At 42.7% G+C, this 12,897-nt stretch carries 8 protein-coding genes and 1 pseudogene; all 9 read right to left on the bottom strand.

What is annotated here, in order from left to right:
• Positions 1 to 423 precede the first annotated feature (423 nt).
• The 9 genes and pseudogenes from NSTC731_RS03155 to NSTC731_RS03115 all read right to left on the bottom strand — a co-directional run bounded on the left by NSTC731_RS03155 (position 424) and on the right by NSTC731_RS03115 (position 12,837).
• Positions 424 to 5,844 carry a phytase gene (locus tag NSTC731_RS03155; protein ID WP_445629588.1) on the bottom strand — a complete coding sequence of 1,807 codons (5,421 nt, stop codon included), beginning with the start codon at positions 5,842 to 5,844 and terminating at the stop codon, positions 424 to 426.
• A 97-nt stretch (positions 5,845 to 5,941) separates the two neighbouring features.
• Positions 5,942 to 6,193 (bottom strand): hypothetical protein, encoded by a 252-nt coding sequence (locus NSTC731_RS03150; RefSeq protein WP_445629587.1) that lies wholly within the window; start codon positions 6,191 to 6,193, stop codon positions 5,942 to 5,944.
• 390 nt (positions 6,194 to 6,583) lie between these two features.
• Complete coding sequence (locus tag NSTC731_RS03145; RefSeq protein ID WP_445629586.1) at positions 6,584 to 7,366, bottom strand: COP23 domain-containing protein; 783 nt, start codon at positions 7,364 to 7,366, stop codon at positions 6,584 to 6,586.
• A gap of 570 nt (positions 7,367 to 7,936) precedes the next feature.
• Entirely contained in the window at positions 7,937 to 8,107 is a 171-nt protein-coding gene (gene psb34, locus NSTC731_RS03140; RefSeq protein ID WP_194040917.1) for a photosystem II assembly protein Psb34, read from the bottom strand.
• Between the two features lie 231 nt (positions 8,108 to 8,338).
• Positions 8,339 to 8,509, bottom strand: a complete 171-nt coding sequence (gene psb34 / locus NSTC731_RS03135; RefSeq protein ID WP_289798921.1) for a photosystem II assembly protein Psb34 — start codon at positions 8,507 to 8,509, stop codon at positions 8,339 to 8,341.
• Positions 8,510 to 8,951: 442 nt separating this feature from the next.
• Positions 8,952 to 10,085, bottom strand: coding sequence for a HetZ-related protein 2 (locus NSTC731_RS03130; protein ID WP_445632264.1), 1,134 nt, complete (start codon positions 10,083 to 10,085; stop codon positions 8,952 to 8,954).
• A gap of 174 nt (positions 10,086 to 10,259) precedes the next feature.
• Positions 10,260 to 10,469: pseudogene (locus NSTC731_RS03125) on the bottom strand (hypothetical protein); the annotation flags it as partial.
• A 35-nt stretch (positions 10,470 to 10,504) separates the two neighbouring features.
• Positions 10,505 to 11,083: a CHAT domain-containing protein gene (locus NSTC731_RS03120; protein WP_445629585.1), complete on the bottom strand. Its 579-nt coding sequence runs from the start codon at positions 11,081 to 11,083 to the stop codon at positions 10,505 to 10,507.
• 119 nt (positions 11,084 to 11,202) lie between these two features.
• Positions 11,203 to 12,837 carry a mucoidy inhibitor MuiA family protein gene (locus NSTC731_RS03115; protein WP_445629584.1) on the bottom strand — a complete coding sequence of 545 codons (1,635 nt, stop codon included), beginning with the start codon at positions 12,835 to 12,837 and terminating at the stop codon, positions 11,203 to 11,205.
• Positions 12,838 to 12,897 lie beyond the last annotated feature (60 nt).

Below are 12,897 nucleotides of genomic sequence, written 5' to 3'. Positions count from 1 at the left end.
GATGGTAGACTAAAAAAAATTGAGTAATTACGCCAAAGGCGAACGCGTCTTGGCATTTGTAGGCTGCGGGAGAACTTTATAAATAAGGGTTTTTGCAATCATTGAGTACAGCTTCATTAACTTTTGCTGTGTAATGAAGCTGTAACAATCATACTAGTAGTCTATCAAGCAAACTTTGATGGGTAGAGGTTGGGTAAAGGGTAAAGGGAAAAGGGTAAGGGATAAAAAACCTTTTCCCTTTTCCCCTTGCCCTTTACCCCGCCAAGTTGCCTTGGCGTACTACTAGTAGTCTGGCAAGCCAACTTTGATGGGTAGAGGTTGGGTAAAGGGTAAAGGGAAAAGGGTAAGGGATAAAAACCTTTTCCCTTTTCCCCTTGCCCTTTACCCCGCCAAGTTGCCTTGGCGTACTACTAGGCGAACAAATTAACCTACAACACTGCTAGAGAAAACAAAGTCATTTGCTGTGAGCCTAGTTGATGTAATTCCTAGCAATGAAACTAACTCGGTATTTCCGATTTTCACGATAGTATCACTACCCTGTTGCAATAGTGTCAGGGTATTAAACTGAGTAACACCAATACCGCCCAGCCCGATTTTATCAATGCCAACTGTAAAATCAGTCACAATGTTCTTGCTAGTTGGCAGACTGGCGTTAGCAATCCAGAATTGGTCAGTACCAGCACCACCACTCAAGCGATCACTACCCCCTTGACCAGCAAATAGCAGATCGTCACCATCGCCACCAAACAGAGAATCATTGACATTAGAGAAGAGTTTGTCATCGCCAGAACCACCGTAGAGACGGTTATTGCTACCGTGACTTGTGAGGGTGTCGTTACCTGAGCCACCGAATAATGATTGACGAGAACCTTCAATTACTGTGAGATTATCATCACCTGCCGCCCCAAACAAATTATTACTACCATTTGCTTCCACCACAGTAATAACATCATCACCACTGCCACCATCGACACTGGTATTTTGAGCCGAGCCATTTTGACCGATAAATATGCGATCGCTACCATCTTCCCCGAAAACTGAAGAGTTATTTCCTGCAAGCACTGTGTCATCTCCGTTTCCAGCTAGGATTGTGTTACCTTCAGCACCTTCTACAAAGTCTGCTCCATCACCTGCATTAAAGAATTGTTCTGGCTCAAGATTGACAGTATCGCTGTTGCTAGAACCAAAACCGTTCGGGAAAGTAGGCTCTACACCTGTTAGGTTATTGGGTAATTCGAGAATACCCAGTTTTTCAGCAGCCGTATTACCTGTAATATTGAAATCGTTGTCGTTAATTAAGGCTAGAGTATTGGGTGCTACCAATGCTAGACCTTCTAATTTTTCCACCCCGGTGTAACCCAACTGAGCAGCATTAGCAATCAAACTCTTGCTGACAGGGGTAATATTGGCAGCAGCTAACTCTGTAGAGGTAAGTTGTTCAATAGTTTTACCAACTGGCAAGGTAAAGTTAGCAGAGTTGTTGATGTTGGTCGCCCCAGCTAAATCAATTTGGTAAATTAGTTTATTGCCAGCAGATGTAGCATTATCATCTCGTTCAACTACTGCAAGTTTGCCGTTACCCAAAGAAACTGCATCGCCAATCTTATCGGTTCCTGGTAGACCTTCTAGGCGATATAAATACTCTCCTGTTACCTGCTTGGTGGCAATATCAAACTCTAGAATTCGCAGGTTGAGAGAAGCTTTGGAAGTCGCATCATTGGCGACATCTGGATTATCGATCGCACTCTGAATAAAGGCATATAATTTATTACCTTCTAGGGCGACAGCTTCAAATCCTCGGTTATTGCGGCGTTGGGCATAAACTGCTGGCAATACCTCAGTGCCAAAAGTTCCAGCCGATCGATCTGGGTTGGGTGCTGTGGCAGTTCCTTGAGGAATAAAGCGGTCAATCAGCTTTCCATTAGTGTTAAAGTGGTAAATTGCCGGACGGTACTCATCCACCAACCAGTAATCTCCATTTTCCGCAACTACAATGCCTTCTAAGTCAGCACCCAAAGGATCGTTAGGTAGAACATTGTTGTCTAAGTCAACGGCAATTTCATCTGTGTAGGCTAAACCGTTTCCTACAGCTTGCAAGTTAGGCAATCCCGTTAATGGGGTCGTTCCATCTTGACGGAATAGTTCTGTTCTGTTGGTAATGCTGATTTCACCTGTGGTGCGGTTGAGTTCAAAACTGACTATTTCTGGTTGGAAGTCGGGTAATAAAAATGGTCTTTTGACACCATCAGGTTCTCCATTGGGGCCACGATCTGTGTTGGTGACAAATTTCAGGTTGCCATTGGCTGCAAACCCTTGGAAATACAAGCCAGAAAAACCACCCAAGAAAATATCTTGATTTTTAGAGGTCGTGCCTAACTTCGGTAGATTTTCAAATTCATAGATAGTCAACTTGGGTTGGGCAACAGGATTGCGAGGATCGTAACTAGTGGTATCGATATTTAGAGAATTGGGGAAGGCATTGGCTATATTCTCCCAAGGCACCAGTTTAAAGTTAGAACTGACGTTTTCGCCATCGATTGTCTTGGCAGGTTCATTAGAACCATCTTGGGTGACAAATAAACCAAATGGGAAGTTAGGCCCCAGTGGCACATTAATTACATCAGCCCCATCTGACTCTTGCACGCTGTCAATTGACCCATTGTTACCAATGGCAAAGTTACCCACGTATTCGTTGTTACCTTCACGTGTGTAGGCAACAAAGGTGCTATCGCCTTGGCTGGATGCTAACAAGTAGCCTGTGCCATTTTTGCCGTAATAAATAGTCAACCCTTCGGCATCATCGGTAAGGTGAGAACCACCCTCAAAACGGACGCGATCGATCAACTTGCCCGTTGTGCCACCGTCCGGTTCTGCCTGGAATTTCCAGATGCCCACATCTTCTTGGGCTATGTAGAGAAAGCCGGTTTCTTGGTCAACTACCATACCTTCTGTTTGAGGAGAACGCCCTTCTGTGGTAGGTGAGGGGATGGTAAACTCCCGCACCAGTTCAGCGCCAATTTTGCCATTCCCTTTGTCAATCAATTTGAACTGAGCTATATCTCCAGTTTCTCGCCGACTGGTAAAGACATAGTAATCATTAGTTATGGGGCTACGGTATAAGGTAACTCCGTAAGAACTGCGAGTTGATGCAGAATAGGGAGGTTCAAAAGGTGCTGCTTGGAAGATAGTACCAATATTGCTATAAGTGATATCTTCCAAATATTGTCCGGGGGTAGTGGGGTTGGGGTTGATTTTGAAGATTGCTAGTTTATCATTGTTGCGATCGCTAGCTACGGCAATATCAATAGATTGATTGCCTAATTTAAAACCGTATTGCAGGTCAATGTTATTGTAACGAATGCCACCAGGATTAACTGTTTGTAACAAATTACCAGACAAGTCATAAACCCGCAGTCCGGCATTTTTGACTGAGGTTAATATTAGGCTCTCGGAAGCATTTGTGGCGTTCACATAGATAGCAGGATCGTCAGCATCAGCACGTCGATCTACTGGTAGGGTTTCATCGTCCAATAAATCGGGACGAGTTTCTAATATGGGTGCAGCAGTGGGAACTAAGTCTGCATTCAAAGTGAGGATTTGGGTAAATTGGCTTTGGTTGAAGTTGTTATCACTTACCAGCACAATCGACTGACTACCATCTGCTAATTTGGGGCCAAAGGTAATACCTTCGATATTATCTGTACCGTTAGGCAGGTTTAAGTCATTTAAATTCAACAGCAGACGTTTTTGAGCGGGTTTGATAGCCGCTAGTTGTTCAGTACTCAAATTCTTGAGAGAATCGTAGAAACTAATGTCAGTTGCACCTTGTAAAGAAACTTCGTAGATTTTAATGGTGTTGCCTACACCTTGGATAAAGGAACGTTCTAGTGCCAGTAGTGTGCCACGATTATCTATTGCTAATAAATCTGTCAAACCATTGTCAGCCGAGCCTGTGCTAGGGTTGGGTGCTTGGGAAATCGCATCAGTAATGTAAAGGTATTCTTTTTCTGGTTGTCCAGTAACCAGATTGTATTGCAGAATTCGGGAAGGGCTACCACTAGTGAGTGAAGCCTTTAATCCATCTTGGGACAGGGCGTTTTCGGTGGCGGTAAATAAGGTTTTCTGGTCGGGTGTAATGGTGAGGCTTTCAAAAGCTAAGTTATTGTAAACACCTGATGTCTGCGTATCCCCGGCATCGACAATACCGTTGTTATTGGTATCTTCTACCATTGGCAAGAACTTTTTGAGGACAAATAGAGTTCGCACTTCTTGACCTGTTGTCAAAGAAAATTCTTTAATAAAGGGATTAGTAACGCGACCAGCAGCAGGGTTTACTTCGCCCTCGGAAGAGATAAAAACTGTACCATTGTTGGTTAAAGCAATGCCTTCTGGGTCAAGGCTATTGAGTGCAAAGAATTTGCCACTGGTATCTTTCAGGGGCGTGACATTAGTAAAATTCACCCCGGAATCAGTGGCAGTGAAGGTATAAAAACGGGCAGGGGCAACTTGGGAGCGATCGTCTGAGATTGCATAGTAGCGGTTGTTAACTGCATCGTAAGTCACACCAGATAGTCCGCCTAGTGGAGTTTGTACCCCATTCACCGTTCCCGCCGCGCCAGCAGGAATAAAGCCTGTGGCAAAAGTATTCTGCCCTACAAATCCAACATTGGGAATGGTTTTACCTGGTTCGGTTGCTCCGGTTTGCACATCTGCGAACACCAAGCGATGGTCAGAACTGGGGAAGGGAAAAGTACCTACCAAAGGAAATGTTGAATCAGTATTTAGAGGCCAAAATACTCCTGAGTTGGCAATTGTCAGGTTAGCGGAAGGTAGCACATAGTCAGTCCGCAGGTTTCCGGGAGTCGTATCGGCAAAGTCTGCGGTGTCAAAGCTAGGATTACCCTTTTGGCTAGCGTTTGCACCAGCTTGTAAGTCTGCTTGTTGGCGCGCACCCAGACTGGTAGGGATGACATTAGTATTGATATTGGGATTTTGCAACAGTTGACGAATAGAGTTGTCAAAACTATCACCATCCAACGGATCTGCATTTTGATCGCCCACAATCACAAAGCTCGACCCAGTAGCAATACCGCCAGTTTTACCCTCATCATCGTAAATGTAATTACCATTACCAGGGGTAATATAGTCTGCCCAAAAGCGGATCTCGTCGTGGTTGCGCTTACCGTTGCGGTCTTCCACACCATCAAAGGTTGGGGGTGTGGGGTGGCTGGCGAGGATATGAATTGTCTCACCGTTTACCTGGATGGGTACATCCCAGTGACTTTTAGAAGAAAGGCGTAGAACTGCCAATTCCTCCTGAGAATACCAGTCATTTGGCTGTGGTGTTGTCGGATCGTCAGGAAGTAAAGCATTGGGCATATCCTTCCATAGAAAATTTTGAAAGGTGCGGATGTTGGCAGTATCAATAGGATATTTGGACAACAGCAACATCCCATATTGACCAGGGAAATTCCCGAATCCGAAAGCATCATCGCCATATCCCAATTCGCCTGGGGTTGTAACTGCTGTGCCATTGTTGTTCAGGTCAAAACCAGAGGCAATACCTGTATTGGAAGGAGCGATGTAGAAGTAGGGGTAGTCAACGGGTGTTGTACCATTCTGGCTAACGGCTAGGTAATTTTGCCGGAATAATTGAACTGCCTCCGGGGAGTAGTCAAACTCGTTAATTAGCAACACATCCGGGTTATTACGCTGGATAATTTCTGCAACTGCCTTTGCTTGAGCGTTGTCAGGGGTAGACAAATCGCTGACTAACTGACCTTCGGCATTACGATTCAAAGAAGCGTTGAATTGAGAAAAGCGAATTGTATTAGTAGTTACCATGTTTAATTCTGAGATAGATTCTAGATATGAGACTGCTTTGAAAATTGGGAATAAGGAACCGCAGAGGCGCAGAGTACACAGAGAAATCGGAGTTTGATTAAATCTGCGTTAAATAAAGACGAAACGAGTAACAGCCACTGTCGAATATCTGATTGCTGCTAGCATTCCAACATTCCGTATTCCATACAAACGAAGATTCAGTACTACCAATGGTGGTTGGACTCGAAACTGTGCCGTCACTGAAATAAATAGTTGTATTCGGATCTATATTTACAAATGTGACAATAGACCAGCCATTTTCATTAGCATTGAAAGAGATAAAAGCAATATCGCCTTGTGTCAAAGCCATGAATAACGTCTCCTTCAATTTATTTTGTATTGTTTGAAAATTGCCTGAAAAGCTGATGTTCAGTAATAATTTGCCAACATAATCAAGTCACATTAGCAATCGCAAGATCGCTATTAAAAAAACTATTTTTTAGTCAAAAAAGCTACGGTTTTTACTAGTATTAATCCCTATTCAGCAACCTCAAGTTATCTCAGCAACGTTAAGAAACTGCTAGCAAAAGGTTAAAAGAATAAATAATATACAGTTGGATTTAGATCCCCGACATTTTGAATAAGTCCGAGGGACAGCAATTTTATGTCCATAAAAAAAGGCAGACATCTTGTCCGCCCCACAATAAGTAGTTGGATATTTTTTATTTGAAAGTCATTTTGTATTAAAAGCCACTCTTGCTTACCGGAATTTACCAGGGTTGAGACGAACACCGTTAGGTTGAGACTGACGACGAATTGCAACTCCACTCCGCAAATTGTTTCCAGTACCACCATCTTGACGATCAAGGAAAGGTTTCAGATTAATCCCACTTCTAGATGAGCTAATCCGATTATTGCCACCGCCTAGAAGTGTGCGTCCTAAATTATATAATTCGTTGCCTCCACTACTGCGATCGCCATAAGTGTTAACGGCAATAGTTTGTTGTCCACTGTCAGCAGTAGTCAAGTTTTGGAAAATGCTATTGCGGATAACGTAGGGATCTTTGCCACGAGGGACTGTCAACACAATTCTACAGGTTGGGTTAGCTTCTGTTGTGACGCAGACAATATTTTCGTTATTTTCTACGGCTGTCTGGAGTTCTTGTAAACCATCTGGGCGATAAAGTTCCAAACGACTGGCAATTGCTGTACAACGCCTTTGTGCGTCCCAACCACCACCTAAAGCCGCAGGTGCTGCCCAAGGAAAGAATTGTCCTGGTTGACTTTGTGGCTGGTACATAACAGTATACTGTCCATTATAAGTCTGACAGGTAAACCGAGTTGTACCATCAGCAGAGGGTGAAGGTGGTACACCTGTGGATGTGTCTATTGGGACTGGTGCTGATGTGCCACCTGATGGTACTGTTGGTACTACTACACCATCGCCATTAGAATCATATTGCGCCATTGCTGCCGAATTGCCCAGACACAAAGATAAGCCAAGACTGCCCAAAGATATCAACCGCAGCATTTGTGATGACATAAATCATCCTCCAGGAGAAATAAGTAGGGAATTGATAGTTTAAGTGACGAATAATTCTGGCTTTTGATTCAGCAAAAACCTATTTTTTTCCTCTCTTGCTTTTTTCTGTAAAAGTAGCTTTTTACCCGTACTTGAATTTCTGTATGATGCCCCACTCCTTGATAGGCGTAACGGTTGTAGCACTTATTTGCTTAAACTGAGTCGCTCAAATACTTGAAAATTTTATTTGTATATGCTAAGGCAAATTATTTGGATCGATACCTTGAGATTGTAGATAGGCAATTAGCCGTTCTTTTTGCTGGCGTTCCTGTTCAATTTGTTCCACTGCCCAAAGTAACAAATTACCTGCCTCATCCCACCAGCGCAACCAGTAACCAGTTCTGGCTTCTTTTGTTCCTTATTTTATGGCTGACCAGTGGTTTGTTGCTGACGGGGCGATAAAAAAAGCTAGGATGCAGATAAAATCGCACTGATTCTCAACAAACACAAAAAACCCCGGCTAATTTAGCCGAGGTAAAGTCGAGAAGTGAGATTGACGATGAGATACAACGATACTGAAATCAAAAAATCTTAGCTAACACTAAAACCAACCAAAACTAAAGCGGTGACGATTAAAGTTGCAAAAAGACCTTGTAAAACGTATTTACGTTGTTCCCAAATTGCTGGGTACTCAGCATAGTACATTTTGGGTTCTGCTGCGTAGTTGTTGAGAATGCCGTCTTCGTTGGTGGTGGTGTACATAGTTTTTTCTTTTTTTCTTTTGTTATCTTATGTAAATAAATATAACAATTTCGTTACAAATGGTCAACATGGCTTGACAAAAAAAGACTGATAGTAAATATAAAAATGACTTATCAGCACACTACCACCGTTTGGGATACGTAAAACACAAAAAACCCCGCGAAACTAACCGGGGTTATAGAGAGAAGTCTGAATGACGATGAGATACAGCGATACTGAAATCAAAAAATCTTAGCTAACACTCAAACCAACCAAAACTAAAGCGGTGACGATTAAAGTTGCAAAAAGACCCTGTAAAACGTATTTACGTTGTTCCCAAATTGCTGGGTACTCAGCGTAGTACATCTTGGGTTCTGCTGCGTAGTTGTTGAGAATGCCGTCTTCGTTAGTGGTGGTATACATGGTTTTTTCTTTATTTTGTTATCTTATGTAAATAAATATAACAGTTTTGTTACAATTGGTCAATAAGACTTGACAAAAAAAAGACTCATGGTTGATATAAAGCTAACTTATCTGCGATCGCAAATTCTGGCGAAGCAGTTCGAGCCTGCCAAAGTTAGATACCTCTCAAGATTTGTCGGTTAAGGGGCAATACGCTTGGGTTAAGGCTAAAATCTTTTAAAGTCAATTTTTTTAACGTAGATTTCGTGCAGCGTCTGTCTGCGACACGCTGCGCGAACGTAGAGAAGCTGATTGCCGCAGACTACCACAGAGGCGCAGAGAACACTGAGAGAAGAAAAAATGCTTAACTCGGCTGTATTAGGTTAAGGAGAAAAGGAAAGAAAAAACCTTTAGCCAACCTTGTATATAATAATTTGAGAAAAAATATCAATAAGCCCTCGGCTTACTCTTGGGTTCTTAAAGCTTGGGCTGCAAGATAGACTTTCGTCCATTCACCTAGCACTTGATGGGTTTTGAGTTTTAACTGTTCGGCTATAACTTCTATTGAATTACCTGCTCTGCGCAAATCTAAGATTTGTCGCCCTAGAGAAGTCAATTTTTCATCAAGTTGCTGCCATTGGTTTTGGGTTAATCCCAAGTTATGTTCTTGCAAGGAAATTGAGAGCCAGTTGTCTACGAGTTCTGGATTGCCTTTGAGGGCAAAAACACGTACAGCATGGTAACTAATTTTTTCTCGCAGACGGTAGACTTCTTTAGTTGGCTTATTCAGTTTTTTGGCGATCTCTTCTTGGGACTTCCCTTGCAGATACAGCCGCAGCCATTCCACTGCTTCTGTGCCGAGATTTTCTTGTAAATAATTTTCAAATTCTTTTTGTACTGACTGGCGCAGCCCTTGTTGTTCTTCTAGTTGTTGTGCTTCAATATATTCTGCGATCGCCTGATTATCGACTAAGTTAACTCGATTGTCACTGTCGTCTGTGAGAACTTCTTCTGAGACTAGGCGAACCAAATCACGTCCTGGCACTTGGGTTAAACCACCGCGCTGAGTGCGACGCAAATAATTCACAAATCGATAAGCTAATAGGGGTTGATTCCTTACTGGTCGCAGACAATATTCTTCTAAACTGGCAAATAGCAGAACATCTCCCAATCGTCTATCGGTTGTATATTTGGCAATATCAGCCATTTGCTGTTGCATCTGGCTGTCGTTTTGGAGTAACTCTTGGAGTACTTCTTGTAACACATCCATTACACTACGCTGGCGATCGCGGCTGAGGGAAACCCAAGTCTGAATTTTATTCCGTAATGTTACTAAACTCCCCAATCGGGTTATCAAGTTGCGATAAGCACGTTCTCGCCCCAACCCCAAGTAGCGTTGACGTAAAATCCTCCAGCGATATTCCATCGCTTGCTTGGCGATATCTAGTTCTTTAGGATTATACAGATCGAACCGTTTTGAGTCAGATCCCAACAGCCAGAGAATAATGCTTTGCCTTGCGGCTTCATTTTGGTCTGGACATTCCACAGCCAAGCGCTTTTGCCAATCTAGAGCCAGTTTTTCCACATCCGTTGTCATAGTGAGATTGCCTTCCTCAAAACCCAGTCTGAGGGTGGCGATTCCCTGCCTCCTAGAACCTCCATACTCTATATACTCGACAATAGTTTCCTTTTGCTCCGAGTTTGTGGTGAATACTCTAAGTTGTGGGGTAGCGGTTTCCTGTATTGAAGAAGCTACAACCTGTACATTCTGGACAGGAATACCCAATATTTCAGTCAGCTTTCCTTCTCTGAACAGAGCCAAAATCTTCTCCATCCCCTCTTGGGAGCCTTCCAAAACTAACTTTACACTGCCTGTCTCAATTCTCTGTAGTGTCAAAGATGCATCTCCGGAAATTTGACGCAAATGAGCAATAATAGCTTCTGCTAGTGGCTTGTTAACTTCATCAATAGTGGCGCTCAATACAAATATATATTTAACAGGTTCTGGGTTATTCTTTACCTGTTTTTTTTTTCGTAAAGAACTGGGGTTAAATGTTCTGGAATACCTTCTATTTGAATCTCTACACAGCCAAACTTGTAAGCTTTATCAATTGAGCGGTTTGCAGCAAGTGCTTTGTAAAATCCAACAGCAAATGCGATCGCAGCCTTATCCCCAATTGCTTGATTCATACCAATAATGAAATTGATGTGCTGAGAAATTGCTTTTGCCTGAGTTTCTGAATAACAAGCATTCAAGATTACACAATTGACTTGTTCATCTACAAGTGCAAACAATGCCGCTAAAGCATCGGGTGTGACAGACTGAATTTTTCCTAATTCATCTTCAAAACAAAGCTCGCCAGTATTTGTACCATGACCAGAAAAATGTACAATATGAGGCTCAAAATCTAGTAGTGCCTGACTGATATCGCCTGGACGCACTGACATTCGTTGCTCTAGTACAAACTTCTCTCGGTATTTCCCAAGTTGTAGTCTTTCCTGAATATCTCGCAACTCTTGCCCCAAACGTAGCCGAGAAGCATCACTAGGATCGGATGCTAAAAACAATATTTTAATTGGATGATCGCTGTTCATGCAGAGGCATCGCACAAGTTTAATTGCTTATAATATAGCTTCCAAAGGTTCTTGAATGCGCAGCAGATTCTCGTCAGACATCGCATTCAGCCATCTCTCCGATTTAAAATATCTATAATTTAAATATCTAATCCAACTACCATTAAGTCGGGCGGATGTTCAACATTAAACTGGTAATATATCTCTCGTCGCTCTTGGGCTGGAAAAGTTAACAGCCATTCTAAAATCCCCATTTCACCGAGTTGAATTTGTGGATTGCTGCGACTGAGGCGTACTTTAATTTGCTCGTTGCGGCTAACTGGCAATTGTTCAGTTAATTTTAGATTTACTTCTTTCTCTAGTAAGTTAGTAACAATCAACCGATAACTATAAGTAATCCGGCGCTGGTTGCTAATTAATCTTTTATCTACCAGGCGTTCAACTAAGTCGCGCTCAATTTTTAAACCTTCGTCAATTCCTAAGTTCAGTTTGAATTCTTGCCCTGGTGCAATATTTTCTAACTGAGTTGTCCCAATAAAAACGTTATCGCGGAAAATATTCGCTTTGCCTGGTAACAAAGTCGCACCGTTGAGACTATTTTTCATATTCGCTTGCAGATAAGCAAAACTTACCAAGCGCGGCATTGCTACATAATCGAAGCTACAAGGATAATCATCGTTGAAAATCGTAGTTTTATGAGGTGCGCCATCGCTGGGAATGTTACCACCGCCATTCAATTTAAAGGTGACTACACTCCCTTCTTTGGATACTTCTGCTGTAATGGTTTCTGCTGGAATCAGACTATCTTCTGCAACTTCGTCTTGTTCTTCTTGCCAATCCACTCTGGCAGCAGAAGCAGGTGGCTCTGGTATGCTAGGGAGTAGTGGTGGCTGGGCAGCAAATCGAGCTCGTCGCATTCTTTGAGGAAGTGGCGTATCAATATACCAGGGTTCAAGTTTGGGTGGAAGTGTACCTAATCCCGGTTTAGCGGTAGAAAGAGTGAGATTTGCACCAATCCAATCTTCGCCAGTGCTTTGAGTGATTTCTGCAAGGTAACTCAGATGTACAATATCGCTGGTAGTGCTAAAGCGCAAGTCATAAAGCGGATTCCAACTAGCGCGATTTACTATGTAGGATATTTCTAATTCAAATTCGCCTTCACCCGCGACTTCAACGGCTACAACTAAGCTAAAACTCTCTTTAGGATGGGGCGTTTGGATTATTTGCAATGAGGTGTGGAGTGCTTGGAGTTGTTTGTCTAATTCCTGCTGTTGAGTTTTGCACTCTCCAGATGCGATCGCATATTCACTATACTGGCTGCCGAGAAAGTTCAAAAAATCCAAAGTTTCGCTGAGGCTGAGATTTTTCCGAGACAAACTTTGTGCAAAGGGTTCTTCTGTTTTTTCACGTAAGCCAGCGATAAAACTAGATTGCAATGCCAAAGCGTCTACTTGGGCTTGCAGGTGGCGTTTTTCTGCTTCTAATTGCTGAATTTGCCTTGTCAAATGTGCTACTCGCTCTGCTATAGGTTCAGTAGTGTAGATGCGATCGCTACTAACTCCCATCAAGCGCACCCCCACCGTACCTGTACCGCTAACCCGAACAGACTCAGTTTCTAGAGTCATTGGCACTGGGGTAATTACTAATTCCTGTTCAATTCCTGTTAAATCAACTACACCTCGCCGTGTAACCAATGCTCTGTCAGAATACACTGTAACAGCTACAATCTCGCTTTGTACTGTTTTGCGCCAAGATGGTATTTCCGGGTTAACCACTGCCAGTTTTCCCCCATTTTTAATGATTCTGCTGGTTAATTGTCAATGTTTATCGGTCTA

The organism is Nostoc sp. DSM 114167, from assembly GCF_052692655.1.
Note: the sequence above shows the minus strand (reverse complement) of the source record. Positions and strands in the feature narration are given on the sequence as shown.